The sequence below is a fragment of the Bradyrhizobium sp. LB13.1 genome, assembly GCF_054056815.1.
Genome location: NZ_JBSRYQ010000001.1, coordinates 1,298,472 through 1,324,917, shown reverse-complemented (window position 1 = coordinate 1,324,917; position 26,446 = coordinate 1,298,472). Strand labels below are relative to the sequence as shown.

Here is a 26,446-nt window from a genome sequence, read left to right as displayed (position 1 = left end):
GTCAACCTCCTACGCTCGAAGTCGTCAACGCGACCGGCCAAACCGGGCCACTCCCGTCCCGCCTGAGAAGCGCAGCAGCTACCGTCATCGTCCACGCCGAGTCCACGACATCATCCAGAAGGAACACGGGGCCGCTAAGCACGCGCCCAACGATTGCAAAGACACCATCGAGGTTGCGGCACTGGTGGAATCTGTTCTGTTGCCCTTTCTGGGGCTCATTATCCTTTACCTTGACTATTGCTGGCACGAACGGGAGAGCGAGAGCGCTTGCAAGACGGTTGGCGAAGTCAGGTACAAGTGTCGGATGGTTTCTGGAAGGGACGCAGGTGACCCACGTCGGCGACGGATTTGGTCGCCAGCGGTCACGCAGCATCTCCGCAACCGCGTCGACGAGTTCGTCGCGGAAGTGACCGTTGTGCTTGTCGTCAGCGACCACTTGGCCCCAACCGGCGTCACCCCAGCGCGAGAGAATCCGACCTGGTTCTGCCCGGAGTTCTAAAGGCAGGTTCCCTCTGAGCCCATACTTGGCGAAGGCATCCTTTGCGACCTGCTTGTTGCAATCCAAGACGATCTCGGAATGGCGCAGGAAGCGACCGGCCACGATCGCCGTTTTGCGAGTGAACGAAGGTTCCACGACCGGCCTACCCAAGCAGCTGGCACATTTACCGCATGGCTGTGGGTTCGCATCATCGAGGGCGTTGGCGAGAAATTCCATCAGGCATCGAGGTTCATCGATGTAGGCTTGAACTTCGTCCCACTCGATCTCACGCTGCTCGGTTAGACGCTGAATGCGTTCATGGTCCATACGAAATGGGACAGGCGTCCTCTGCCATTTCGAGCCGTCTTTGATGACGGGAGCTGGACTATCGACAGAGAGGAACTTGAGCACCTGCTCGATCTGGCCGTGACGGAGGTTCACTATCTCCTCGATTTGAGCTGTGCTCAGACCGTCGCTTTCCTCAAGCGCCTCTAGGATCGATTGAACCCATCGCTCGCGCGGGAATGCACTGCCACGAAAGTATTCATGGATGTGGTCATCCTCGTCGCCTGACATCAGAATACCGACCGCATGAGCGATGCCGCGACCAGCACGACCGACTTGCTGATAATAGGCAACGATCGATCCGGGTGCCTGATAGTGAACAACGAAACCTAGGTCAGGCTTGTCGTATCCCATTCCAAGGGCCGTTGTGGCGACCAACGCCTTGATCTCGTTTCTCAGGAGTTGGTCTTCAAGGTGCTCACGATAGGCGTCAGAGTCGCCAAAACTGTCACCCACTACACCGCTATAGTAGGGTTTGGCAGCAATGCCGTGCTGATTGAGCCAATCAGTAACTTGGTTCGCATCGCGCTTGGTCAGCGTATAAATGATACCAGTGCCTGGAAGTTCATTGATATGTTCCACCAGCCAGGCAAGGCGCGCTGCCTGCGTGGGGAGGCGCAGCGTCTGTAGTGCGAGTGTTCGCCTTGTGAGCGCTCCGCGCTCGATTCCGATATTGCCGAGCTGCGCTTGAACATCCGCAACAACACGATTGTTGGCAGTCGCTGTCGTGCCCAGTATCGGGACGTTATCCGGCATTCTCTGCAAAACGTTGACGAGGCGCCGGTAGTCGGGCCGAAAATCGTGTCCCCAGTCGGATATGCAGTGGGCCTCATCGACGACAAGCAAGCCAATCGTTTCGGCGATCGGTAGCAACACGTTTTCTACGAAATCGTCATTGGCGAGGCGTTCGGGGGAAATCAAAAGCGCGTCAGCCTGGTTGGCCCGTACGACCTGTTGAAGCGCGGGCCATTCGTTTCTGTTCGTTGAGTTTATGGTCAGGGCGCGGATGTCGAGGCGATTCGCGGCCTGGATCTGGTTGCGCATCAAAGCGAGAAGTGGAGAAACGATGAGCGTCGGTCCGCGACCACGATCCCGGAGAATACGGGTCGCAATAAAGTAGACGGAACTCTTCCCCCAAACCAGTCCGCTGTACGACGAGCAAACGTTCCCGTCTGTTCACCAAGGCGTCGATGGCTTCCCATTGCCCGTCGCGAAACGATGCTGTGCTGTCGCCGAGAGCCCGTCGAAGAAGGGAAAGCGCGGTCGAACGGTCCGTCATTATCTGTGCTCCAGTTCCCTACCGATCCGCAGTCGGTCGACATAAGTTTGATAAGCGAAGCTGCGATCTCGCTTTTTGCCCGTTGTCTCGACGAGAAAACCTGCGGCGATCAGCGTTTCGACTGCGCGAGTGGCCGTCGGCTTTCTCGTCTCGATAAGCGTCATAGCGGTCGCCACGGTTATGATCGGGTGGTTGGTTAAAAGCTCAAACGGTCGTGCGGCGGAGACAGACGTCGTGTCCTGAGCCAGTACGCGGGTTCGGTCCGAGGGGACCACAGTGACAGTGCACTCAATCACGCTCCCCTTAACCACCTCGCAGCGGCGAGCCGTCCCGCGACCATACCTCAAACAAAAATGGCCCGCGCAATGCGGGCCATTTTCGTATCGGGACCGGTAAAGTCCGAATTTGGTTGCGGGGATAGGATTTGAACCTATGACCTTCAGGTTATGAGCCTGACGAGCTACCGGGCTGCTCCACCCCGCGTTAAACCGTTGCTTGCCTTCGTGAAATGCCGAGGGACGGTGGATGGAGGGCCGACGCTGTTCGCGTGGCTTGCTTCGTCCGTCCCAAAGGCTTCCTTGGAAGGCGACCCCGGGCAAAGCCCGTTGGGTGCGGGCGGTATGTACCAACCCGGGCTGCCTTTGGAAAGGGCTGCGGGACGATTTTTTCGACTTTATGACAGGTCAAAACCCGCCAAAAAGCCAAGTCTTGCCAGAAGTTCCACAAAGGGCCAGCTTGCGGCAACAAAACCAAGGGGCCAACGCCACTTAAGAGGGAGAACGCCTTGGACCGATCCTTGGACAAATCCCTGCCGAGCGCCTCGCTTCGAGCGCTGGAGGACGCCTTCCATGCCATGGTCGCGCGGTCGCGGGCCGAGCCGGCGCCTGACCTTGCCGGGCGGCTCGACCGGCTGGCGCGGTTGCGTGCCGTGGTCGCCGACAACGAGGAGCGCTTCCGGCAGGCGATCTCGGCCGATTTCGGCCACCGCTCCGCGGTCGAGACCACCATCGCCGAAACGATGATGGTGTTCTCCGAGATCCGGCATGCCACCAAGCATCTGAAGAGCTGGATGGCGCCGCAGCGCATCGCCACCGCGCTGCAATTTTTGCCCGCGCGCAACCGGCTGATGCCGCAGCCGCTCGGCGTTGTCGGCATCATCGCACCCTGGAATTATCCGCTCCAGCTGACGCTCGCGCCCGCGATCGGCGCGCTCGCCGCCGGCAATCGTGTCATCATCAAGCCGAGCGAGCTGGTGCCGCGCTTCGCAGGCCTGCTAAAGGAGACGATCGCGCAAAAATTCGATGCCGCGGAAGTGCTCGTCACCGGCGTCGAGGACGACATCGCAAAGGCCTTCGCATCGCTGCCGTTCGATCATCTGGTGTTCACCGGCTCGACCCGGGTCGGACGGCTGGTCGCGGAGGCCGCGGGACGCAATCTGACGCCCGTCACGCTCGAGCTCGGCGGCAAGTCGCCGGCGATCATCGACGCCTCCGCCGATCTCGAAGAAGCGGCCGAGCGCATTGCCTACGGCAAGCTGCTCAATGCCGGGCAGACCTGCATCGCGCCGGATTACGTGCTGGTGCCCGAGCGCTCGTTGCAGGCCTTCGCCGAAAAAGTGCGGGCGCAGATGCGGCGCATGTTCGGCACCGATCCCGCCAACAAGGACTACACCTCCGTGATCTCCGACCGGCATTATGCGCGGCTGGAAAATCTCGTCGCCGATGCGGCAAGCCGCGGCGCAAAGATTTTGCAGCCGGCGAAGGCCGACGATCCCAACTGGAAAGCGCACCGCAAATTCCCGCCGACGCTGATCGTCGGCGCGACCGAGGCGATGACGGTGATGCAGGAGGAGATTTTCGGCCCTGTGCTGCCGGTGCTTGGTTATCGCGAACCAGCCGACGCCATCGCCTTCGTCAACGCCCGTGACCGGCCGCTGGCGCTGTACTGGTTCGGCAAGGACCGCATTGCGCGCGACGAGGTGCTGGCGCGCACCGTCTCCGGCGGCGTCACGATCAACGACTGCCTGTTTCACTTCGCGCAAATCAACCAGCCGATGGGCGGCGTCGGCGCATCCGGCACCGGCGTCTATCACGGCGAATGGGGCTTTCGCACGTTCAGCAAGCTGAAGCCGGTGTTCTATCGCTCAAAATTCAACCGCCTCGCCGACCTCTATCCGCCCTACGGCGGCAAGATCGCGCGGCTGGAGAAGATGATGCGGTTCATGTCTTAAGCACAACACCCGTCATTGCGAGCGCAGCGAACCTAGACCCTCACCCTGAGGAGCGCGCATTTCGCGCGCGTCTCGAAGGGCGAGGCCACCAGCCGGGCCTTCATCCTTCGAGACGCGCGAAGTCGCGCTCCTCAGGATGAGGAATGGACAGTCTGGATTGCTTCGCTTCGCTTCGCTCGCAATGACGAGAAGAAAATACGCAGGGGGAAAACATCAGTGAGCGACACATACGATTTCGTCGTCGTGGGCGCGGGCTCCGGCGGTTGCGCAGTGGCGGGGCGGCTGTCGGAGGATGCGGGGACATCCGTGGCGCTGCTCGATGCCGGCGGCCCGAACGACAATTGGCGGATCACCACGCCGTTCGGGCTCGCTTTGCCATACAAGGCAGCGAACTGGGCCTTCGATACCGTGCCGCAGAAGGGATTGAACGGCCGTATCGGCTATCAACCGCGCGGCAAGGGGCTCGGCGGTTCCTCGGCGATGAACGCCATGGTCTACATCCGCGGCAACAAATGGGACTACGACCATTGGGCCTCGCTCGGCAATGCCGGCTGGTCGTACGCGGACGTGCTGCCCTATTTCAAGCGCTCGGAGAACAACACCGATTTCGACGGCGCGTATCATGGCAAGGGCGGCCCGCTGCATGTCAACAGGCTGCGCTCGGACAATCCGATCCACGACGTCTTCCATCAGGCCGCCCGCGAGGCGCAGTTCCGCATCCGCGAGGACTTCAATGAAGACGACCACGAAGGGCTCGGTAGCTACCAGGTGACGCAGCATAATGGCGAGCGCTGGAGCGCAGCACGCGCCTATGTGCATCCCTACATGGACAAGCGCGCGAATCTGCGTGTCGAGACGCAGGCGCATGCCACGCGCATCCTGTTCGAGGGCGGGCGCGCGGTCGGCATCGAATATATGCAGGGCAAGCAGACAAAGCAGCTGCGCGCCCGCCGCGAGGTGATCCTCGCCGCCGGCGCCTTCCAGTCACCGCAATTGCTGATGCTGTCGGGCATAGGCGACGGCGAGGCGCTTCGAGCGCACGGTATCGGCGTCGTGCATCACCTGCCGGGCGTAGGACGCAATCTGCAGGATCATCCGGACTTCGTGTTCGTTTACGCCTCCGACTATCCGCACTTCGTCCACTCATCGATCAGCCGGCTGCCATCCCTGCTCCGCGCCATCCAGCGATACCGCCGGGAGCGGCGCGGCCTGATGACTACCAATTTCGCCGAGTGTGGCGGCTTCCTGAAGACCCGAGCCGACCTCGATGTGCCCGACATCCAGCTGCACTTCATCATCGCGATGCTCGACGACCATGGCCGCAAGAAGCACAAGGAGGCGGGCTTCTCATGCCATGTCTGCCTGTTGCGACCGAAGAGCCGTGGCAGCGTCTGGCTGAAAAGCGCCGATCCGCTGGCAGCGCCGATGATCGATCCGAATTTTTTGGGCGAGGCGGAGGATCTCGAGACGATGGTCGCGGGCTTCAAGACCACGCGACGGCTGATGGAGACGCCCGCAATGCGCGCGTTGCAGAAGAAGGACATGTTCACGTCTGACGTGCGCACCGACGACGACATCCGCACCATCCTGCGCGCGCGCGTCGACACCGTCTATCACCCCGTCGGCACCCTGCAGGATGGGGACGGATGCGATGGCCGTGGTCGATCCGGCATTGAAGGTGCATGGCGTCGAGGGTCTGCGCGTCGTCGACGCCTCGATCATGCCAACGCTGATCGGCGGCAACACCAATGCGCCGACAATCATGATCGGAGAGAAGGCGGCGGACATGATCAGGGCGGAGATGCGGTAGAATTGAAGCTGCGCCGAGCTACGGCAGCCACTTGCTCCGACCTCGTCCTGAGGAGCGCGCGATTGCGCGCGTCTCGAAGGACGCACCCCGCACTCATCTTCATCCTTCGAGACGCCGCTACGCGGCTCCTCAGGATGAGGGCGGAGTACGCGGCAGCTCTTCAATTCAACAAGAACCCGCCGTCCACCGTCACCACGCTGCCCGTCATGTACCGCGACGCTTTCGAGGCCAGCAGCAAAATCGCGCCGTCGAGATCGGACTCGGCACCGATGCGGCGCTGCGGGATGCGCTTGGTCAGGCGCTCGCCCGGCGGCGTCGACCAGAAGGCGTGGTTCATCTCGGTGTCGATGTAGCCGGGCGCCAGCGCGTTGATGCGGATGTTTTGCCCCGCGAGCTCCAGCGCCATCGCCTTGGTCGCCTGGATGATGCCGGCCTTGGAAATCGCGTAAGGCGACACCGCCTTCAAAACGCCGGTGCCGAGCACGGAGGCGATGTTGACGATGTTGCCTTCCTGCTTGCGCGCGATCATCCGCCGCGCGATTTCGGTCGCGAGGAAATAGGCGCCCTTGAGATTGGCGCCGATCACCGCGTCCCAATCGGCCTCGGTCTGCTCGGTCGCGAGCTTTTCGATCGCGATGCCGGCATTGTTGATCAGCACCGTGACCGGACCCAGCGCGGCTTCCGTGGCATCGACGGCCCTGGCGATCGAGGCGGTGTCGGTGACGTCGAGCGCGACGGCGGCGGCACGGCCGCCCTTGCCGCGGATCTCTTCTTCCAGGCTCTTCAGCTTGTCGGTCTGCCGCGCCGCGAGCGCGACGGCCGCGCCATGCGCTGCCAACACCCGGGCAAATTGCCGCCCCAGGCCCTGGCTCGCGCCTGTCACGAGGATGGTTTCTCGACTGACGTCGAATAGGTCTGACATGACGAGTTCCTTGACGTTTTCTTGGGGCGCGATCCCTGAGCTTTGGAGCCATCAATACAGACGATTTTAACGATCTGAAACCGGAATGATCGGTTCTGCGTTCATACGTTCCGTGGCAGGCTCCCGCGCATGAACAGTTTCGATCTCGCAGTCTATGCAGCGCTCGCAATCGCGATCGGCTTCGGTTTCAGGACCGGCCTGCTCGGCAGCGCCATGACGATCCTCGCCTATCTCCTCGCCGCCCCCATCGCCGTCGCGCTGATGCCGCTGATCGTCCCGCAGGTCGCGGGCAATCCGAATTCGCCGCTGCTTCAGAACTGGATCTGGTTCTTCGGCATCTTCGTGGTGGTCGGCATGCTGTTTGGATATCTCGGCCGGCTGGCGCTGAGCGACACGATACGCGAGGCGGGCATCGGCGACCGGCTCGGGGGCGCCGCGCTCGGCGCCATCAGGGTCGGCCTCGTCGCCACCACGCTGGTGCTGGTGTTCGACCAGATCGTGCCGGCCAACCGCCAGCCGCCCTTTCTCGCCGGCTCGCATCTACGGCCGCTGTTCTCGGCCGCGGGGCAGATGGGCTTCAAGTCGCTGCCGCCGGAGGCGACCTCCGCGATCGACCGTCTCAAGCAGGAGCGGCGCATCTGATCAGGCGCATTTGCATCGCCGCGCAGGACTGCATGCATTTTGATGCGAGCCCGTCCCTTATCAGCGCCGCCAAGGTTGGCTAGAATAGCGGCTCCAAAAACCTGCATGACATTACGGGAGTGAAACAGTGGATCTTGGGATCAAAGGTCGCCGCGCCATCGTCTGCGCATCCAGCAAAGGCCTCGGACGCGCCTGCGCCATCTCGCTGGCGGAAGCCGGCGTTCACGTCACACTGACCGCGCGCGGCGCCGAAGCTTTGAAAAAGACGGCCGACGACATCCGCAAGGCCTGTCCTGATGTGACTGTCACCGAGATCGTCGGCGACATCACGACGCCGGCCGGCCGCGAGGCCGTGCTCAAGGCCTGCCCCGAGCCCGACATCCTGATCAACAATGCCGGCGGACCGCCGCCCGGCGATTTCCGCAACTGGACCCGCGACGACTGGATCAAGGCGATCGACGCCAACATGCTGACCCCGATCGAGCTGATCAAGTCGACGGTCGACGGCATGATGGCGCGCAAGTTCGGCCGCATCGTCAACATCACCTCGGCCGCGGTGAAGGCGCCGATCGACATTCTCGGTCTCTCCAACGGCGCACGCGCCGGCCTTACCGGCTTCATCGCCGGCCTGTCGCGCAAGACCGTGATCAACAACGTCACCATCAACGGCCTGTTGCCGGGCCCGTTCGAGACCGATCGCCTGCGCAGCACCGCGAAGGGGGAATCCGAGAAGCGCGGCATCACGCCGGATCAGGTTCTGGCGGAGCGCGCCAAGCTCAATCCCGCGGGCCGCTTCGGCGATCCCGACGAGTTCGGCTACGCCTGCGCCTTCCTGTGCGGCAGCAGGGCCGGCTTCATCACCGGTCAGAACCTTTTGCTCGACGGCGGTGCCTTCCCGGGAACGCTGTGAGGGCAGTCTGGTACGAAGAGACAGGACCGGCGGCGGACGTCCTCACCTATGGCGAGATGACGACGCCGGTCGCAGGCCCCGGCGAAGTTCGTATTCGCCTGGAAGCCTCCGGCGTCAACCCGGCCGATGTCGGCCGGCGCGGCGGCAGCTATCGCGCGAAGGAATTTTCGCGTGTCATTCCGAACAGCGATGGCGCGGGGTTTATCGACCAGATCGGCGATGGCGCGACGCGGTTCAAGATCGGCGACAGGGTCTGGTTGTTCAACGGCCAGCGCAACGGCCGCGCCTTTGGCACGGCGGCCGAACATATCGCGCTTGCCGAGCATCTGGTGACGCCGCTGCCGGACAATCTCTCTTTTGCGGAAGGCGCTACGCTGGGCATTCCCGCAATGACAGCGTGGTGCTCCCTGTTTGCGGACGGACCGATCGTCGGCAAGTCCGTGCTGGTCACCGGCGGCGCGGGTGCAGTAGGGCATTACGCAGTGCAACTCGCGAAATGGGGCGGCGCGCAGGTGGTCGCGACCGTCAGTTCGGCGATGAAGGGCGAGCAGGCGCGACAAGCCGGTGCCGATCTCGTGGTCAATTACAGGGACGAAGATGTCGTTGCCAAGGCGATGGCCTTCACCGGCGAACGCGGGGTCGACCACGTGGTCGATGTCGATTTCGGCGGCAACATCGCGACGACCCTGAAGTTGATGGCAATCAATTCGACAATCGCGGTCTACGCCACGAACGGCAACCGCACGCCGACTGTGCCGATGCGCGAGCTGATGGAGAAGTGCATCACGCTCCGCTCGCTCGTCTTGTTCGCGCTGCCGCCGGCGCTGCTTGCGGCGGCGCAGACCGACGTCTCGAAATGGCTGGCGGCGGGGCCGCGAATTCACAACGTCGCGGCGCAGTTTGCGTTGTCGGAGACGGCGCAGGCCCATGTCGCCGTCGAGAAAGGCGACAAGCTCGGCACCGTGGTCGTCGACTGCGCGCGCTAGTGTCGGCCAGGATCACCGCTGTTGCTTGGTGGGTTCGTCTTCGTCCCGCTGGCTCGAACTGGAGGAATCGGCGACTGGGGTTCCGTCGGTCCAGTCGATGCCGAATTCGTCGAGCCCGTCGGCAAGCAGATCGCCCAGCATCGGCTCACCGAGCAGATAATGCGCCGTTTCGCGCCGGGGGCTGTGATACTCGGCGCGCGCCTGCACGGCGCGTGCGCGCAGATCGTTCCAGTCGTCGATCGTGCCGTCGCCGCGGCCCAGCCAGGTCAGCGTGACGAGATCGATCTGCTCGTCCTCGTTCAGGGCGACGATGAAACTTCCGAGTTCGTTGACGACCGGATCGGAGCCGTCATCCTCGAGGATGTCGACCGCATCGTCATCCGTCGCGTTCGAGCCGGAATCCGGATCGGAATTTCCTTCCTTGACGTCGAATTCGCGCGCCTTTTCGATGATGAAGGCGACCTTCTCGGCGGAGATTGCAAGCTCTGGCATGTCTGGCTCTGGCATGGCTGGCCCTTTTGGCTTTCCCTGGGTTCCCGCGATAACGCCGCATCACGTCAGATGATCCATTGCGCCTGACGGCGAAACTGCGCATGTTCCGTGCCAAAGCAAGAACGTCGGGATGCGCCGGATGCAGTGGAAAGTCGGCAGGGTCAAAATCACCAAGGTCGTGGAATTGGAGACGGTCGGCTCGACCCGCTTCATTCTGCCCTTGGCGAGCAATGCAGAAATCCAGAAGCTGTCCTGGCTGATCCCGCATTTCGCCACCGAAGAGGGCCGGCTGAAAATGTCGATCCATTCGCTGGTGGTGGAGACGCCGACGCGCCGCATCGTGGTCGACACCGGCCTCGGCAACGACAAGCAGGGCCGCAACGTCCCGACCTGGAACCACCGCACCGCGCCATTCCTTGAGACGATGATTGCGGCGGGCTTTCCGCCCGAGAGCATCGACACCGTGCTGTGCACACATCTTCATGTCGATCACGTCGGGTGGAATACGAAACTGGTCGACGGCAAATGGATGCCGACCTTCCCCAAGGCGCGCTATGTGTTCGGCAAGACCGAATATGATCATTGGCGCGACCACTCCACCGAGCCCGACAAGCAGGCCGTATTTGGCGATTCCGTGAAGCCGATCGTCGATGCCGGCCAGGCCGAGTTGATCCCGGGCGACTACCGCCTAAGCGACGAGATCAGCATGATCCCGACCCCGGGCCACAGCCCCGGGCATATGAGCATTTTGATCCAGTCGGACGGTGAGCAAGGACTGTTGACGGGTGACGTCGCCCATCATCCCTGCCAGATGGCGCATCTCGGCTGGTCCTCGACCGCGGATTCCGATCAGGGGCAATCGGCGGTGACGCGCCGCGGATTGTTCGGCCGCTTTGCCGATACCCCGACGCTGGTGATCGGCGGGCATTTTTCGGCCGGTCACATCAAGCGGGATGGGGACGCGTTCAGGTTCGAGGCGCTGGAGCGAGGAAGTTGCTCCTCATGGTGAGGAGCGCGTCTTCGCGCGTCTCGAACCATGAAGGCCCCGCTTTCGCCCGCGGCCATCCTTCGAGACGCTCGCCTTTTGGCGGGCCCTCAGGATGAGGGGGAGCAATGCGGCAACGGGCGTCAGTCGGCGGTTGAATTTCCCGCCGCCCTGTTCCATGAAGCTGTTCAACCGATCGGTCCATTCCAGGGAGAAACGAGAATGAAACTTGTTCGTTATGGCGAGAAGGGTGCGGAAAAGCCTGGCCTGATCGACAAATCCGGCCAATTGCGCGACCTGTCGGCGCATGTGAAGGAACTGACCGGCGAGGCCTATTCGCCCGACAGCCTGAAGAAACTGGCGGCGCTCGATCCCGCCTCGCTGCCCGCCGTCTCCGGCAAGCCGCGGTTCGGCGCGCCTGTTACCGGCATCTCGAAATTCGTGGCGATCGGCCTCAACTACAGCGATCATGCCAAAGAGACCGGCGCTGAGATCCCGAGCGAGCCGATCATTTTCATGAAGGCGAACACCTCGCTGTCCGGCCCGAACGACGCGGTCGAGAAGCCGCGCGGCTCGACCAAGCTTGACTGGGAGGTCGAGATCGCCGCGATCATCGGCACTCGCGCAAAATACGTCTCGGAAGCCGATGCGCTCAACCACGTCGCCGGCTACTGCGTCTGCAACGACGTCTCCGAGCGCGCCTTCCAGATCGAGCGCCTGGGCCAGTGGACCAAGGGCAAGTCGCACGACACGTTCGGCCCGGTCGGCCCGTGGCTCGCCACCAAGGACGAGATCAAGGACGTGCAGAACCTGTCGATGTGGCTCGACGTCAACGGCCAGCGCCGCCAGTCCGGCTCGACCAAGACCATGATCTTCTCGATGGCCAAGTGCATCTCCTATGTCTCGCAGTTCATGACGCTGCTGCCCGGCGACATCATCACCACGGGCACCCCGCCCGGCGTCGGCTTGGGCATGAAGCCGCCGACCTTCCTCAATGTCGGCGACGTCATCACGCTCGGCATCGAGGGTCTCGGCGAGCAGCGCCAGGAGATCGTTGGGGCGTAAAGGCTCCGTCCTCATCCTGAGGAGCGCGCACAGCGCGCCTCTCGAAGGATGGACCACGAACACAGTCGCCCGACGTTCGCGCCGGGTGACGAGAGAGCGCCTCCCTCGCCCATCCTTCGAGACGCGCGCCAAACGGCGCGCTCCTCAGGATGAGGTTTGTATGTCTGGATGTTATTTCCCATGAAGCTCACCTTCTCTCCCGCCTCGCCCTTCGCCCGCAAGGTGCGCATTGCCGCGATCGAGCTCGGGCTGATCGACAAGATCGAGTTCACGCCGGCAGCCGTCGCGCCGGGCACGGCCAACGAGGACTACTCGCGGATCACGCCGCTGAAGAAGCTGCCGGTGCTGATCACCAACGACGGCGATGTCATTTTGGACTCCTACGTCATCGTCGAATATCTCAACGAGATGGTCGGCGGCAGCCTGATCCCCGACTACGGTCCGCGGCGCTGGCAGGCCAAGACCAATCATTCCCTGCTCAACGGCATGCTCGATTCCATGCTGCTGTGCCGCTACGAGAAGATGGTGCGGCCGCAGGGCCTGCAATGGCAGGCTTGGTCGGACGACCATTGGAATCGGGCCTGGACCGGCATGGCGCGCTTCGAGAATATGCCTGATGTCCTGGACGGCCCGTTCGACATCTCGCAGATCGGCCTCGTCTGCGTGCTCGGCTATGCCGACTTCCGCTTTGCCGATTGCGGCTGGCGCAAGGCCTATCCGAAGCTCGACGCTTTCCATCAGAAGATGCTGGAACGGCCCTCCGTGAAGATCTCGGTGCCGCCGGCGGCTTAAATCTCGGGAATCCTCATGAGCCTCAAATACTCGGTCGGCGATCTCACCATCCATCGCGTCGTCGAGCAGGAGACGACCTTCCTGCCGGCGCTAGACCTCATGCCCGGTCTCACGCCGGAGGTGCTGTCCGAGAATCGCGCATGGATGCGTCAGGCAAATGCGTTGGACGAACAGGATACGCTGATCCTCTGCTTTCAGTCCTATGTCATCAAGACGCCGCATCACACCATTCTGGTCGACAGCTGCATCGGCAACGACAAGCCTCGGCCGCAGCGTCCGAAATGGAACATGAAGACCGACGACACCTATCTGAGCGGGCTCAACGCCGCCGGATTCTCCATTGACGACATCGACTTCGTGATGTGCACGCATCTGCATGTCGATCACGTCGGCTGGAATACGCGGATGGAAAACGGCCGCTGGGTGCCGACCTTCCCGAAGGCGCGCTACGTGTTCGCCAGGCAGGAGTTCGACTACTGGACTGAACAGAATGCGAAGGGACCGGTGCCGCCCTTCGTGGATAGTGTATTGCCTGTGGTGGAGGCCAAACGGCACGAGATCGTCGGCAATGATCACCAGATCGGCGACCACGTGCGCATCCTGCCGACGCCGGGCCACACGCCCGGCCATGTCGCGTTCACTTTCGGCCGCGGCAAGGACGACGCGGTCTTCAGCGGCGATCTCATGCATTCGCCGATCCAGACGCTCTATCCGGAGATGTCGGTGAAATTCGACGTCGATCAGACGCAGGCGGCAACGACGCGCCGCAGCTTCCTGGAACGCTATTGCGACACAGACACGCTGTGCTGCACCGCGCATTTCCCGTCGCCGTCGGTGGGCAAGATCCGGCGCAAGGGCAACGGGTTCGTCTGCGCGGCGGTGTAGCGATTCCACCGAGTGGAGAGACACGATGACAGCGCTCCCCGATATTCCCCTGCCCGCCGGCATCCGCTCACGCTATGTCGACGACATCAACGGCCTGCGCATGCATGTGCTGGAGGCAGGCTTCGAGACCAAGGGGGCGGCCTTGCATCCTGCTGCTGCACGGCTTTCCCGAGCTTGCCTTCTCCTGGCGCAAGGCGATGCCGGCGCTTGGCTCGGCGGGCTATCACGTGATCGCCCCGGACCAGCGCGGCTATGGCCGAACGACGGGATGGAGCGCGGATTACGATAGCGATCTCGCGCCCTTTTCGCTCTTCAACCTGGTGCGTGACGCGCTGGGGCTGGTGTCGGCGTTCGGCTACAGGCAGGTCGACGTGGTCGGACATGATTTCGGCAGCCCGGTCGCGGCATGGTGCGCGCTGATGCGGCCCGACGTGTTTCGTTCGGTGGCGATGATGAGTGCGCCGTTCGGCGGAGCGCCGCCGCTGCCGTTCGACACGATCGACACGCCGGCAAAGCCGCCGGCCGAAGATCCCGTGCATCGCGAACTCGCCGCGCTGCCGCGTCCGCGCAAGCATTATCAATGGTACTATGCGACGCGCCCGGCGAATGCCGACATGCACCGCGCGCCGCAGAGCGTGCATGATGTTCTGCGCGCCTATTATCATCACAAAAGCGCGGACTGGACCGGCAACAAGCCGTATCCGCTGAAATCCTGGTCGGCGAACGAGCTGGCGAAGCTGCCGACCTATTATGTGATGGACCTGAACGAGACCATGGCCGAGACGGTGGCGAAGGAGATGCCCTCGCCGGCTACGATCGCTGCCAATCAATGGCTGCCCGACCGCGAGCTCGCCTACTACAGCGCCGAATATGGCCGCACCGGATTCCAGGGCGGCCTGCAATGGTATCGCTGTGGCACATCTGGCGCATTCAACAGCCAGCTGCAATTGTTGGCCGGCCGCAGCATCGACGTCCCCTCCTGCTTCATCTCGGGCAAGCAGGATTGGGGCACCTATCAGCGTCCCGGCGTGTTTGAAGCGATGCAGGCGCGGACCTGCACGAAGCTGCTCGGCTGCCACCTCGTCGATGGCGCCGGCCATTGGGTGCAACAGGAGCAGCCTGTCGAGGTGAGCCGTCTGCTGCTCGAATTCCTGGCGAAGAGCCGCCCGGCCTGATTTGACCCGGGAACCCTGACGCCTTATATAGTTTAGAATAATTCTAAACTATCGAGACAGGGCTACCGTGAAGACCTTTGCCGATCTGACCGAACGCGAGGTGCTCGCGGTCGCGATTTCCTCCGAGGAGGAAGACAGCCGCATCTACATGACCTTCGCCGAGGATCTCAGGGAGCGCTATCCGGACACGGCCAAGATATTCGAGGAGATGGCCGAGGAGGAACGCGGCCACCGGCGTCGTCTGCTCAAACTCTACGAAGAGCGCTTCGGTCAGCATCTGCCGCCGATCCGCCGCGAGGACGTCAAAGGCTTTTTGCGCCGGCGCCCGATCTGGCTGACCAAGAACCTGACGCTCGACACGATCCGCAAAGAGGTCGAGACGATGGAGTTCGAAGCCGAGCGCTTCTACGCGCGCGCCGCCGAGCAGGCCGAGGATGTCGGCGTGCGCCGCCTGCTCGGCGACCTCGCCGAGGAGGAGAAGCATCACGAGAATCGCGCCGCCGCGCTCACCGACGAGATACTCAAGCCGGACGTGCGCGCCGAGGAGGATCGCACGCGGCGGCGGACGTTCGTGCTGCAATATGTGCAGCCCGGCCTCGCCGGCCTGATGGACGGATCGGTCTCGACGCTGGCGCCGCTGTTCGCGGCGGCCTTCGCCACGCATCAGAACTGGCAAACGTTTCTGGTGGGCCTCGCGGCTTCGATCGGCGCCGGCATCAGCATGGGATTCGCCGAGGCGCTGTCCGACGACGGATCGCTCTCGGGGCGCGGCTCGCCATGGCTGCGCGGCATCACCTGCGGCGCGATGACGACGCTCGGCGGCCTCGGCCACACCCTGCCTTATCTCGTCCCGGACAGCTGGCCGAACGCATTCTGGATCGCGACGGGAATCGCCGGTGTCGTCGTGTTCTTCGAATTGTGGGCGATCGCCTTCATCCGCTCGCGCTACATGGACACGCCGTTCCTCCAGGCCGTGTTCCAGATCGTGCTCGGCGGCGCCATCGTGCTGGCGGTGGGGATATTGATCGGAGCGGCGTAGGCGCCTCGCGCTCTGTAGCGGCATATCAATCACCATCAAACAGCCGTTGCAGCATTCGGCCAAACTGCGCATCATCCCTCCGGCAATAAGAGCAGGAGAAGCGCCGTGGCCAAGTCGGAATGGAGTTTCAAGAGTGCGGTCGAGCTGTCGGCCGCATTGACCGCGAAGAAGGTCTCGTCGGTCGAGCTCACGCAGGATGCGATCGACCGCATCGAACGCCACGACGGCAAGGTCAATGCGATCTGCGTCCGGGATTTTGATCGCGCGCTTGGCGCCGCGCGCGAGGCGGACGCCGCATTGGCGCGCGGCGAGCGGAAGCCGCTGCTTGGCCTCCCCGTCACGGTGAAGGAATCCTACAACGTCGCCGGCCTGCCCACGACCTGGGGCTGGATGCCGCAGAAGGATTTCAAGCCGGCGGAGGACGCGCTGTCGATCACCCGGGTGAAGGGCGCCGGTGGCGTCATCCTCGGCAAGACCAACGTCCCCGTTGGGTTGGCGGATTGGCAGAGCTACAACGAGATCTACGGCACGACGAACAACCCGTTCGATCTCGGCCGCACGCCCGGTGGATCGTCGGGCGGCTCGTCTGCCGCGCTCGCGGCAGGCTACGGACCGCTCTCGCTGGGATCCGACATCGGCGGCTCGCTGCGCGTGCCCGCCTTCCATTGTGGGGTCTATGCGCACAAGCCGACCTACAATCTTTGTCCAACGCGTGGCCACACGCCGCCGCCGTTTCCAGCGATCCCGATGGAGCGCGATATGGCGGTGATCGGTCCGATGGCGCGGAGCGCAGCCGATCTGCCCCTGCTCCTGGACGTGATGGCAGGCCCCGATCCGCTGGACCTGGGCATCGGATACAAGCTCGCGCTGCCGGAGGCGCGACACCACGCGCTAAAGGATTTCCGCGTGCTGGTGATCGATAGCCACCCGTTGCTGCCTGCGAATGCCGACATCCGCAGCGCGATCGAGAAGCTGGCGGAACAATTGGCGGGCGCAGGTGCGAGCATCACCCGCGAAAGCCCGCTGTTTCCCGACTTCACGGAGTCCTCTCGCCTCTACATGCGCATGCTGATGGGCTTTCTGGGCGCCTTCCTTCCGCCGGACATTCTCGCCGGCGCGCGTGCCGGGGCAGCGCAGCTCTCACCAGAAGACAAGGGCCTATCTGCCGAGCGGCTGCGTGGCATGACCAGCACACATCAGGCCTGGGTGTTCGACGAGGGCGCTCGCGCCGGCCTGCGCGCGCAATGGCGGCATTTGTTCAGGACATTCGATACGGTGATCTGCCCGATCATGCCTACCCCCGCTTACCCGCATGATCATTCGCCGCAGCAGGAGGCGCGCCGGATCAACATCGACGGCAAGGACTTTGCCTATCCGGACCAGCTCGCCTGGCCCGGCATCGCCACGCTGACGGGCCTGCCTGCAACGGCTATTCCGCTCGGTCTGTCGAAGGACGGCCTACCGGTCGGCGTTCAAATCATCGGGCCATTCCTCGAGGACCGCACGCCGCTGAAGCTCGCCGCGCTGATCGAACGCGAGTTCGGCGGGTTCGTGCCGCCGAAGATGTTTGATGATTAGTGCTCGTCATTGCGAGCGAAGCGAAGCAATCCAGAAATCCATCCGCGGAGGGACACTGGATTGCTTCGTCGCAAGAGCTCCTCGCAATGACGGAACAGTTGCCAGATTCCGGCTCGATGCTTCGCGCGCCCGGAGGTCACCGGTCCAAGTTCTTCAACAGCAAATTCAACGCTGTCGCCGCGAACGTCTGCATGTTGGCGAAGCGGTCGTTGCTGCCCGTCTCCAGCGTCATCACCTCTGCGGCCGGACCGGCAACCGCCATGCAGCTGTGGCCTGCCACATCGCCGTAGCGGTTGCCGGTGGGGCCGGCGGCGCCGGTCTCGGACAGGCCCCAGTCGCAGTTGAAGCGGCCGCGCATCTGCTCGGCCAGCAGTTGCGCGTAGGGCTCCGACGAGGAGCGAAAGCCCTTCATTCCTTCGTCCGAAATATCCATCAGCACGCGCCTGGCGTCGCGGGTGTAGACCACCGCACCGCCGAGGAAGTAGGCGGACGCGCCGGGCACCGCGAGCAGGCTGGCCGCGATCAGGCCGCCGGTGGAGGATTCGGCCACGGCAATGGTCTGTTTGCGCGCGATCAGTTTCGTCGCGACCTGTTCCGCAATACCGACGAGCTCTTTCATGTCCTGCACCTCTGATCCTCGCAACCGAGCTGTGCCTTCCTAGCATATGACAGCGCCATTGGCCGAGTTGCGGACGACGGGCAGGCCTGCTTGAATGGCAGGCACAAGACGGCGCGGCCAAGTGCTGCGCAAGCGTAACGTCAAGAGGAAACGTAAAAGGGAGACGTCATGGCGTCCCTGATCGCCGGCGGGGTGGATTGCGATGTGCATCCGGCCGTGCCGCATCTGACCAGCCTGCTGCCGTACCTGAATGACTATTGGCGCGATCAGGTGACGACGCGCGGCATGGTCGATCTCATCTCGCAGTCCTATCCGCAGAACTCGCCGATCACGGCGCGGCCCGACTGGCGCCCTGAAAGCGGCAAGCCGGGCGAGAGCCTGACGGACATGCAGCGCCATGTGCTCGACCCCTTCCAGCTCTCGCACGCCATCTGCAATCCGCTTTATGGCGTGCAGATGGTGTTTTCGGAGGATCTGCAGGCCGCCTTCTGCCGCGCGCTGAACGAGTGGCTCGCGAAAGAATGGCTCGATCGCGATCCGCGGCTGCGCGGCTCGATCGTGATCCCCACGCAAAGCATCGAGAAGGCCGTCGCCGAGATCGAGCGCTGCGCGCAGGACCGCCGCTTCGTGCAGGTGCTGATGCTGGTGATGGGCGACACGCCCCTCGGCAAGCGCGCGCTGTGGCCGATCTACGAGGCGGCGGAACGGCTGGAGCTGCCGATCGGCGTGCATGCCGGTTCCGCCTATCACAATCCGCCGACGGCTGTGGGGTGGGGTTCCTATCACATCGAGGACTATGTCGGTCAGGCCCAGGCGTTCCAGACCCAGCTCACCAGCCTGATCGTCGAGGGCGTGTTCGCCAGATATCCGCGCTTGAAGATGGTGATGCTGGAATCCGGCGTCTCCTGGATCTCCCCCTTTCTCTGGCGCCTTCACAAGTTCTGGCGCGGCGTGCGGATGGAGACGCCGTGGGTCGATCGCGCGCCGCTGGACATTGTGCGCAGCAACATCCGCTTCTCGTTACAGCCGTTCGATGCGCCGCCGGATGAGGCGACATTAATTCGCCTGTTTGATCATATGCAGTCGGATGAATTGGTTCTATTCTCCACGGACTACCCGCACTGGCAGTTCGACGGCCAGGACGCGCTGCCCGCAGGTCTAACCCCCGATCTCGTGCGCAAGATCATGAGCGACAATCCGCATGCAACCTATCCCCGCCTGACTTAGCCCGCTGCCAAAGGAGGCAAGGCGATGAATATTCAGTTCCGCGAAAGCTCCGAAGCCGCTTCCCCACTGACCGTCAAAACCGCGATCGCGGACTGCGACATCCATCCGGCACGCGCGACCCGCGCCGAGCTCTATCCCTACCTCGCCAAACGCTGGCAGCATCATCTCGAAGTCTACGGCGTCCATGCGTATCAGGGCATGATGGAGGGCCCGCCCTATCCGAAGGCTCAGCCCAACGCCTCGCGCCGCGACGCCTATCCGCCGGAAGGCGGGCCGCAGGGCTCTTCGCTCTCCTTCATGCGGAAGCAGTTGCTCGATCCCAACAACGTGCAGCTCGGCGTGCTCAATCCGCTCAACACCGGGCAGGGCATCCGCAATCACGAGCTCTCGGCGGCGCTGTGCTCGGCGATCAACGACTGGCAGATCGACAAATGGACCAGCAAGGACAAGCGGCTGAAGGCGTCCATCGTCGTCGGCAACGAGGACGGCCCGTCGGCCGCGGCCGAAATCCGCGAGCGCGCCGGCGACAAGAATTTCGTGCAGGTGCTTTTGCTCAGCCGCAATGTCGAGCCACTCGGACAGCGCCGCTACTGGCCGATCTATCAGGCCGCGGAAGAGGCCGGCCTTCCCGTCGGCGTCCACGCCTTCGGCTTCGGCGGCAACCCGATCACGCCGTCGGGCTGGCCGAGCTACTACATCGAGGAGATGGTGGGGCACTCGCAGTGCCAGCAATCGGCGCTTGCGAGTCTGGTGCTGGAGGGCGTGTTCGAGCGGTTCCCGAAATTGAAGATGGTGATGATCGAAGCCGGCTTCGGCTGGGCGCCGTCACTGGCGTGGCGGCTCGACAAGGTCTGGCAGCGGCTCAGGAGCGAGGTGCCGCACGTCAAACGGCCGCCGTCGGAATATATCCGCGAGCGGGTGTGGTACACGACGCAGCCGATGGAGGATCCGGAGCGGCGCGAGGATCTGTTCGACGTCATCAAGTGGATCGGCTGGGACGCGGCTGCTGTTCGCGACCGACTACCCGCATTGGGACTATGACGAGCCGTCGCGCGTCTTGCCGGCGGGCGTCGGCGAGGCCGATCGCGAGGCGTTCTATCTGGGCAATGCGAAGAAGCTGTACGGCATGCCCTGATGGCAAGACACGTCATTGCCGCGGTGGATGAACTGCCGCCCGGCACGCGAAAATTTCTGGAGATCGACGGGCGGCCGATCGCGGTCTTCAACATCAAGGGCGAATATTTCGGCTTGATGAACCGCTGCCCGCATCAGGGCGCGGCGCTGTGCGAGGGACCGCTGATCGGGCTCGCGCAATCCAGTGACCCCGGCGAGATCGAGTATACCAAACTCGGCGAGATCATCCGCTGCCCCTGGCACGGCTGGGAGTTCGACATCCGCACCGGCCAGTCCTACTGCGACCCCCGCCGCTTCCGCGTGAAGGCCTATCCGGCCCATGTCGAGCCGGGTGCGAGCGTGGTCAAGGGGCCGTATGTCGCCGAGACGATCCCGGTAAAGGTCGAGAGCGATTACGTGGTGGTGGAGTTGTAAGCTCCCGCCGTCATTCCGGGGCGCCCGAAGGGCGGCCCCGGAATGACATTCAGTGTCCGGCAACCGGCTCCGCCACCGCATCATATGTCGGCACCGTCTTGCCGCCGCCGCGATAAACGACGAGCGCGGCGATGATGCCGAGCGCCGCGCCGAACATGAGCCAGTACGCCGGCGAAGCCTTGTCGCCATTGGTCATGCTGATCAGTTTGGTAGCGACAATGGGGGTGGACGTGCCGAAGATGCCTGCAGCCATCGCGAAAGCGATCGAGAAACAGGTGGTACGGACATGCGCCGGGACGATCTCGACCAGACATCCCAGCATCGTGCCGCTGTAAACGCCAAAGTAGAACGAGAACATCATCTGCACCGCCAGCAGCTTTCCGAGAGTGGGCTCTGCCGCGAGCCAGGACAGCGCCGGGTAAGCGGTGACTAGCGATAGGCCTGCGATCGTCAGCAGCACCGGCTTGCGGCCGATGCGATCGGATACCGCACCGCCGACCGGATTCCAGATGAAGTTGGTCACCGCAACGAAAAGGGTCACGAGCAATGTCCCCGTGGGCGAAAGGTTGAGCTGCTTGCCAAAGCCGGGGGCATACACCGTGATGAAATAGAAAGTCGTCGTGGTCAGGACCGCGATCATCATGCCGAGGACGACAATGCGCCAGTTCGCGAGCGCCGAAGCGAACACCTCGCTTGCGGTCGGATGTCTCTTCATGGCCAGGAAGGCCGGCGTTTCCTCAAGCGAGCGCCGCAACATGAAAATGACGGGGATGATGATGCAGCCGATAAGGAACGGGATGCGCCACTTCGCGATTCCGCCGAGGGAGTCCAAGAACGTGTCGCTGGGCATGACTTCCCTCAGGATAAAGCCGATGACCGCAGCCACAAAGATCGCGACCTGCTGACTGGAAGATTGGAACGAGGTGTAAAAGCCGCGATTGCCGGGCGTCGCGATCTCGGAAAGATAAACAGAGACGCCGCCCAGCTCCACGCCGGCGGAGAACCCCTGTATCAACCGGCCAATCAGGACGATAACCGGGGCGGCAACGCCGATTGCGGCGTAGGACGGGCAGAAGGCGATCACCACGGTACCGAGCGCCATCAGCGCGAGCGTGACGATCAGCCCTTGGCGACGGCCGATGCGGTCGATATAGGCACCTAGTACGATCGCGCCGACCGGACGCATCAGAGCACCGAGCCAAAACACGCCGTAGGCATTGAGTAGCGCCGCGGTCTCGTCCGCGGCGGGGAAAAACGCCTTTGCGATATCTTGCGCATAGAAGCCGAACAGGAAGAAGTCGAACTGCTCGAGGAAATTGCCGCTCGTTGCACGCAGGATTGCGCCGATGCGCGACTTGATCTCGGGCGGATTGGTTGATGCTGCTGGTCCAGCCATGGCGTCACTCCCCTGGAAGACGTAGCCGGACCGGAACTCACTTCACGGCAGGCGACGGATAGTTGCTGCGACAATCTGCCCTACCCCTCTCGCGCTGGCCGCGGCGCGTCAACTCAATTCGCCGGCGGAGCCGATGATCTTCAGGCTATATTTTGCGTTGCAGCAATCATCCATTCGCGGAATGCGGCGAGCTTCGGGGCCTCGCGGCGGCCCTCCGGCGCGACCAGGTAGAAACCGGCGTCGGCCGGCAGCGCGATCTTGAACGGAACGACGAGCCGGCCCTTGGCGATGTCGTCCCGGACGTAGGAGGTCCGCCCCATCGCCACGCCGATGCCGTCGATCGCGGCCTGGATGGTCATGAAGATCATGTCGAAGGTGATGCCGGGCTGCCTGGCGATGTCGGCCGGCAGACCCGCCGCCGTCAACCACAGCCGCCAGTCGTCGCTATTGGCGTTGGAGGTGTGCAGCAGCATATGGCTCTTGAGGTCCTCCGGAGAGCGCAGCGGCTTGCCCCCGTGCAACAAAGATGGGCTGCACACCGGAAACAGCTCGTCCGCCATCAGCCAGTCGGCGCGCAAGCCCGGCCACTGGCCGCGCCCGTAGCGGATCGCGACGTCGACATTGTCGCGCTGAAAATCGACCAGGCTGGTCGAGGTGGTGATGCGGACGTCGATGCCGGGATGGTGCTCCTGGAAATCAGTGAGCCGCGGCAGCAGCCATTTTGCGGCGAGCGAGGCCAGCGTCGAGACGGTCAGCACCTTGTCGTCGTCCTTGCGCAGCAGCCGATCGGTGGCAAGGCGGAGGTCGTTGAAGGCGGCGCGGACGCCCGGCAGATAGTCGCGCGCCTCCGGTGTCAGCGCCAGCGCGCGGTTCTGCCGGACGAACAGGCGGATGCCGAGCTCCTCCTCCAGCCTGCGGATCTGATGGCTGATCGCAGTCTGGGTCACATTCAGCTCGGAAGCGGCCAGCGTGAAACTGAGATGGCGCGCGGCGGCTTCAAAGGCCCGCAATCCGTTCAGGGAAGGCAATCTGGCAGTCATCTGGCAGCAGGATACATGACGTTATTTCATGCGAAAGAGTACAAATTGTCGTTTGTCGCAGCGCAGTAGGAAGCAGATATAAGCGGTCAACTTAGCTCCAGGAGCTGAAAATGTCTACTTTGACCCAGAATTCGATGACAAATCATCATGCGCCCGGCCTGATCCACCAGATTGGCGAGACCCTTCACGTCTGGCACGAGCGCTACCGGACCCGGCGTGAGCTGACCAACTGGTCCGCGCGTGACCTCCAGGACGTCGGACTGTCCTGGAGCGATGTGGCCTTTGAGGCCGACAAACCCTTCTGGCGGGCCTGATTGGCCGCCAGGCCGGCGCCGCCTGATCACAGGGGCGCCGGCGGTCCCTTCTTCCTTGACGTCCCTTGTGGGCATGTGTCATGAGCACCCTCCGCCTGGAAGATTTGAAGCAATATTCGGACTCGCTGCGCACCCGGCACGGTGAGCCGGTGAGCGTTCGCTTCGTCGAACCGCGCGACACCGACGAGCTCCAGCACTATGTCCGCTCGCTCTCGACCCGCTCCCGCTACAACCGTTTCTTCGGCGGGATCAGCGAGCTGCCGAAAAGCCTGCTTCACGACTTCCTTCAGGTCGGCGAGCGCGATCGTTTTACGGTGGTCGCGACCATGATGGTCGACGGCTTCGAGACCATCGTCGCCGAAGCGCGCTACGCGCTGCATGCCGAAACCGCGACGGTTGAATTCGGCCTGTCGGTCGACGATCACTGGCAGGGCCACGGCATCGCCACCGTGCTCATGAAGAATCTCGAGTGCCGCGCGGCTGCGCTCGGTGCCGAGCGCATGCTCGGCGACACGCTCCGCTCCAACGAGGCCATGATTTCGCTCGCGCGCAAATCCGGCTTTGCCTTCGTCAATCATCCTGATGACTGGAAACTCGTCCGCTTCGACAAGGAGATCAGCGTCGCACCAAAGGACATTCCCTGCGCGAGCTGGCGCCTCATCACCCTTTCCCGTCGGGCCGAAAGCCCCTCAGCCTCGGCCTGACACCACTCGAGCCCGGCCTGGCGAAAACCAGAGCCGGGCATTTTTTTATCCCATTCATAAACCGTCATCCTGAGGCGCTCGTTCTGCGGTCTTCCGCAGAACGGGCCTCGAAGGATGGACGGCCCGGCTGGTTTTTATTTTCGCCGCGGCAACAGCGGGGCCGTCGCCCTTCGAGGCCTCCGCTTCGCTCCGGCACCTCAGGGTGACGGTCAACCACTTTCGGAAGCCCTACTTCCCCCTGAACACCGCCTTGCGCTTCTCGATAAACGCCTGCACCGCCTCCTTGTGATCGGCGGTCGTGGTCAGGCGGATCAGCCGTTCAGCCTCATGATCGCGCGCGGTTTCGAAGTCGAACTGCAGGGCCTCGTCGAGGTTGTCCTTCATGTAGCGAAGCGCGAGGCGCGGGCCTTCAGCGAGGGATTTCGCCAGTGCGAAGGCCTCTGCCTGCAATTTGTCGTCGGGCACCACGCGGTTGACGAGCCCGATCGCCTCACAACGCGCTGCGTCCACGCGATCGCCGGTGAACAGCAACTCGCGCGCCCGCGCCGTGCCGACGAGCCGCGTCAACAGCCACGCGATACCGTAATCGCCGCTGAGCGCGATGCGGGCATAGCCGGTGGCCACGAAGGCCGATTGCGCGGCGATGCGGATGTCGCAGGCCATGGCGATGGCCAGCCCCGCGCCGACCGCCGGACCGGGGAGCGCCGCGATGGTCGGCTTGCGCACCGACACCAGCGCGCCGGTGAGCAGCCGCTGCCGCTCCTGGAGATCGGCCACGCGGTCTTCCAGCGACACCTCCAGCTTCTTCGGGTCGCGATGCGCGCCCATGCCCTTGACGTTGCCGCCGGCGCAAAAAGCTTCGCCGGCGCCGGTGAGCAGCAGCGCGCCGACATCGGGATTCTCGCCGCAGCTGCGGATCATCGTGCGCAGCGCCGGCGTCAGCGCGTCTGACAGCGAGTTGCGCGCCTCGGGCCGGTTCAGCGTGATCAATGCGACGCGATCACGGATCACGCAGAGGAGTTCATTGGTGCCGGTGTCGATGGTGGTTTCCGTGGTCATGTCGCTCCCTCTTTTTCGTCATTGCGAGGAGCGAAGCGAGGAAACAATCCAGCCTTTTTCCGCGGAAGCATTCTGGATTGCTTCGCTTCGCTCGCAATGACGGCGTTGTGACGTTATCGCCCTCAAAACTTCTCCACCCAGGGCCGCAACTCGAGCTCCCAGCTCCAGGCGCTGCGCGGCTGCTGCAACACGTTCCAGTAGCTCTCCGCGATGGCATCGGGATCGAGCATCGAACCCGGCTTGTCTTCGGGCTCCGTGCGCGCGGCGCTGCGGATGCCGCCGTCGATGACAAAATGCGCGATGTGGATGCCTTGCGGCGACAGTTCGCGTGCCATGCTCTGCGCGAGGCCGCGCAGCGCGAACTTGCCCATCGCGAACGGGGCCGACTGCGCATAGCCCTTGACGCTTGCCGAAGCGCCGGTGAACAGGATCGCGCCGTGCTTGCTGGGCAGCATGCGTTTTGCCGCCTGCTGCGCCACCAGGAAGCCGCCATAGGCGCTGACCGCGATCGCCTGCGCCACGTCGGCCGGGACGAGATCGACGAACGGCCCGCGCGCGCGACCGCTGGCGTTGTAGACGACCACGTCGGGCGTGCCGATCTCGCGTTCGACGAGGCCAAACAAGCGCTCGACCTCCTCGGGCTCGGTGGCGTTGCAGGCATAGGCCTTGGCGCCGGTCTCGCTGCAGAGCGCGCCAAGTTTCTCGATTTTTCGCGCGGCCAGCGCGACGCGGATGCCCTGGGCAGACAATAGCCGCGCCAGCGAGGCGCTCAGGCCTTCGCCGGCGCCGACGATGAGGGCGATCTTGTATTTCGGGTGTTCCATGGCGTGATCTCTCGCAGACGGGAAGCCGCTGATCTATGCACGGTCCGTGCGGACAACCAGCCGGGACGATCACAATTCCGCAGAGCGAATTGCTCCCTCACG

23 protein-coding genes, 1 tRNA gene and 3 pseudogenes are annotated in these 26,446 nt (G+C 63.4%); 17 read left to right on the top strand and 10 right to left on the bottom strand.

The window, feature by feature from the left end; translation table 11 throughout:
- Position 1: 1 nt before the first annotated feature.
- The 3 genes from ACVWYI_RS06175 to ACVWYI_RS06165 all read right to left on the bottom strand — a co-directional run bounded on the left by ACVWYI_RS06175 (position 2) and on the right by ACVWYI_RS06165 (position 2,585).
- The gene (locus tag ACVWYI_RS06175; protein WP_456664483.1) at positions 2–1,924 is read right to left on the bottom strand and encodes a DEAD/DEAH box helicase; all 1,923 of its coding nucleotides are present in this window, start codon (positions 1,922–1,924) and stop codon (positions 2–4) included.
- A 177-nt stretch (positions 1,925–2,101) separates the two neighbouring features.
- The gene (locus ACVWYI_RS06170) at positions 2,102–2,266 is read right to left on the bottom strand and encodes a hypothetical protein (RefSeq protein ID WP_456661504.1); all 165 of its coding nucleotides are present in this window, start codon (positions 2,264–2,266) and stop codon (positions 2,102–2,104) included.
- Between the two features lie 242 nt (positions 2,267–2,508).
- A tRNA-Met gene (locus tag ACVWYI_RS06165) sits at positions 2,509–2,585 on the bottom strand.
- Between the two features lie 370 nt (positions 2,586–2,955).
- On the opposite strand from ACVWYI_RS06165, the gene ACVWYI_RS06160 reads away from it, so the two are divergent.
- Entirely contained in the window at positions 2,956–4,332 is a 1,377-nt protein-coding gene (locus ACVWYI_RS06160; RefSeq protein ID WP_456664482.1) for a coniferyl aldehyde dehydrogenase, read from the top strand.
- A gap of 216 nt (positions 4,333–4,548) precedes the next feature.
- Positions 4,549–6,142 (top strand): annotated as a pseudogene (locus tag ACVWYI_RS06155) (GMC family oxidoreductase).
- 160 nt (positions 6,143–6,302) lie between these two features.
- Here the strand turns inward: ACVWYI_RS06155 and ACVWYI_RS06150 are convergent.
- Positions 6,303–7,064, bottom strand: a complete 762-nt coding sequence (locus tag ACVWYI_RS06150) for an SDR family oxidoreductase (protein WP_354053343.1) — start codon at positions 7,062–7,064, stop codon at positions 6,303–6,305.
- A 129-nt stretch (positions 7,065–7,193) separates the two neighbouring features.
- Between ACVWYI_RS06150 and ACVWYI_RS06145 the strand changes: the two genes are divergently transcribed.
- The 3 genes from ACVWYI_RS06145 to ACVWYI_RS06135 all read left to right on the top strand — a co-directional run bounded on the left by ACVWYI_RS06145 (position 7,194) and on the right by ACVWYI_RS06135 (position 9,602).
- Positions 7,194–7,706 (top strand): CvpA family protein, encoded by a 513-nt coding sequence (locus tag ACVWYI_RS06145; protein WP_247344106.1) that lies wholly within the window; start codon positions 7,194–7,196, stop codon positions 7,704–7,706.
- Between the two features lie 127 nt (positions 7,707–7,833).
- Complete coding sequence (locus tag ACVWYI_RS06140; protein WP_456651687.1) at positions 7,834–8,616, top strand: SDR family oxidoreductase; 783 nt, start codon at positions 7,834–7,836, stop codon at positions 8,614–8,616.
- Positions 8,613–9,602 (top strand): NADPH:quinone reductase, encoded by a 990-nt coding sequence (locus ACVWYI_RS06135; protein ID WP_456661503.1) that lies wholly within the window; start codon positions 8,613–8,615, stop codon positions 9,600–9,602. Before ACVWYI_RS06140 ends, ACVWYI_RS06135 begins: the two co-directional genes overlap by 4 nt.
- Before the next feature lie 12 nt (positions 9,603–9,614).
- Here ACVWYI_RS06135 and ACVWYI_RS06130 read toward each other — a convergent pair whose 3' ends face one another.
- Positions 9,615–10,094, bottom strand: coding sequence for a DUF3775 domain-containing protein (locus ACVWYI_RS06130; RefSeq protein ID WP_354053346.1), 480 nt, complete (start codon positions 10,092–10,094; stop codon positions 9,615–9,617).
- A gap of 139 nt (positions 10,095–10,233) precedes the next feature.
- On the opposite strand from ACVWYI_RS06130, the gene ACVWYI_RS06125 reads away from it, so the two are divergent.
- From ACVWYI_RS06125 to ACVWYI_RS06095, 7 genes and pseudogenes are all read left to right on the top strand, one after another.
- Positions 10,234–11,103 carry an MBL fold metallo-hydrolase gene (locus ACVWYI_RS06125; protein ID WP_456661502.1) on the top strand — a complete coding sequence of 290 codons (870 nt, stop codon included), beginning with the start codon at positions 10,234–10,236 and terminating at the stop codon, positions 11,101–11,103.
- A 198-nt stretch (positions 11,104–11,301) separates the two neighbouring features.
- On the top strand, positions 11,302–12,144 hold the full coding sequence (locus ACVWYI_RS06120) for a fumarylacetoacetate hydrolase family protein (RefSeq protein WP_456661501.1): 843 nt from the start codon (positions 11,302–11,304) through the stop codon (positions 12,142–12,144).
- Positions 12,145–12,324: 180 nt separating this feature from the next.
- The gene (locus tag ACVWYI_RS06115; RefSeq protein ID WP_456661500.1) at positions 12,325–12,936 is read left to right on the top strand and encodes a glutathione S-transferase family protein; all 612 of its coding nucleotides are present in this window, start codon (positions 12,325–12,327) and stop codon (positions 12,934–12,936) included.
- Between the two features lie 15 nt (positions 12,937–12,951).
- The gene (locus tag ACVWYI_RS06110; protein WP_456661499.1) at positions 12,952–13,821 is read left to right on the top strand and encodes an MBL fold metallo-hydrolase; all 870 of its coding nucleotides are present in this window, start codon (positions 12,952–12,954) and stop codon (positions 13,819–13,821) included.
- A 25-nt stretch (positions 13,822–13,846) separates the two neighbouring features.
- Positions 13,847–14,996 (top strand): annotated as a pseudogene (locus ACVWYI_RS06105) (alpha/beta fold hydrolase).
- Positions 14,997–15,063: 67 nt separating this feature from the next.
- On the top strand, positions 15,064–16,035 hold the full coding sequence (gene mbfA / locus ACVWYI_RS06100; protein ID WP_456651692.1) for an iron exporter MbfA: 972 nt from the start codon (positions 15,064–15,066) through the stop codon (positions 16,033–16,035).
- Between the two features lie 105 nt (positions 16,036–16,140).
- Complete coding sequence (locus tag ACVWYI_RS06095) at positions 16,141–17,613, top strand: amidase (protein ID WP_456661498.1); 1,473 nt, start codon at positions 16,141–16,143, stop codon at positions 17,611–17,613.
- Between the two features lie 136 nt (positions 17,614–17,749).
- Here ACVWYI_RS06095 and ACVWYI_RS06090 read toward each other — a convergent pair whose 3' ends face one another.
- Positions 17,750–18,232 carry a CinA family protein gene (locus ACVWYI_RS06090; protein ID WP_456661497.1) on the bottom strand — a complete coding sequence of 161 codons (483 nt, stop codon included), beginning with the start codon at positions 18,230–18,232 and terminating at the stop codon, positions 17,750–17,752.
- Between the two features lie 168 nt (positions 18,233–18,400).
- On the opposite strand from ACVWYI_RS06090, the gene ACVWYI_RS06085 reads away from it, so the two are divergent.
- From ACVWYI_RS06085 to ACVWYI_RS06075, 3 genes and pseudogenes are all read left to right on the top strand, one after another.
- Positions 18,401–19,459: an amidohydrolase family protein gene (locus ACVWYI_RS06085; protein ID WP_456661496.1), complete on the top strand. Its 1,059-nt coding sequence runs from the start codon at positions 18,401–18,403 to the stop codon at positions 19,457–19,459.
- 24 nt (positions 19,460–19,483) lie between these two features.
- Positions 19,484–20,594: pseudogene (locus ACVWYI_RS06080) on the top strand (amidohydrolase family protein).
- Positions 20,594–21,007, top strand: coding sequence for a Rieske (2Fe-2S) protein (locus ACVWYI_RS06075; RefSeq protein ID WP_008541477.1), 414 nt, complete (start codon positions 20,594–20,596; stop codon positions 21,005–21,007). The pseudogene ACVWYI_RS06080 and the gene ACVWYI_RS06075 overlap by 1 nt, the downstream one beginning before the upstream one ends.
- Positions 21,008–21,056: 49 nt before the next feature.
- Here the strand turns inward: ACVWYI_RS06075 and tcuC are convergent, their stop codons facing one another.
- Positions 21,057–22,403 (bottom strand): tricarballylate/proton symporter TcuC, encoded by a 1,347-nt coding sequence (tcuC, locus tag ACVWYI_RS06070; RefSeq protein WP_456661495.1) that lies wholly within the window; start codon positions 22,401–22,403, stop codon positions 21,057–21,059.
- 140 nt (positions 22,404–22,543) lie between these two features.
- On the bottom strand, positions 22,544–23,443 hold the full coding sequence (locus tag ACVWYI_RS06065) for a transcriptional regulator GcvA (protein ID WP_456661494.1): 900 nt from the start codon (positions 23,441–23,443) through the stop codon (positions 22,544–22,546).
- A gap of 110 nt (positions 23,444–23,553) precedes the next feature.
- Between ACVWYI_RS06065 and ACVWYI_RS06060 the strand changes: the two genes are divergently transcribed.
- Together ACVWYI_RS06060 and ACVWYI_RS06055 are read left to right on the top strand one after the other, a co-directional pair.
- Complete coding sequence (locus tag ACVWYI_RS06060) at positions 23,554–23,757, top strand: DUF1127 domain-containing protein (protein WP_247344151.1); 204 nt, start codon at positions 23,554–23,556, stop codon at positions 23,755–23,757.
- Between the two features lie 80 nt (positions 23,758–23,837).
- Positions 23,838–24,461 carry a GNAT family N-acetyltransferase gene (locus ACVWYI_RS06055; protein ID WP_247344154.1) on the top strand — a complete coding sequence of 208 codons (624 nt, stop codon included), beginning with the start codon at positions 23,838–23,840 and terminating at the stop codon, positions 24,459–24,461.
- A gap of 228 nt (positions 24,462–24,689) precedes the next feature.
- On the opposite strand, the gene ACVWYI_RS06050 is transcribed toward ACVWYI_RS06055, so the two are convergent.
- Together ACVWYI_RS06050 and ACVWYI_RS06045 are read right to left on the bottom strand one after the other, a co-directional pair.
- On the bottom strand, positions 24,690–25,520 hold the full coding sequence (locus ACVWYI_RS06050; protein WP_247344157.1) for an enoyl-CoA hydratase: 831 nt from the start codon (positions 25,518–25,520) through the stop codon (positions 24,690–24,692).
- 122 nt (positions 25,521–25,642) lie between these two features.
- Complete coding sequence (locus ACVWYI_RS06045; protein ID WP_247344160.1) at positions 25,643–26,344, bottom strand: SDR family NAD(P)-dependent oxidoreductase; 702 nt, start codon at positions 26,342–26,344, stop codon at positions 25,643–25,645.
- Positions 26,345–26,446: the final 102 nt, after the last annotated feature.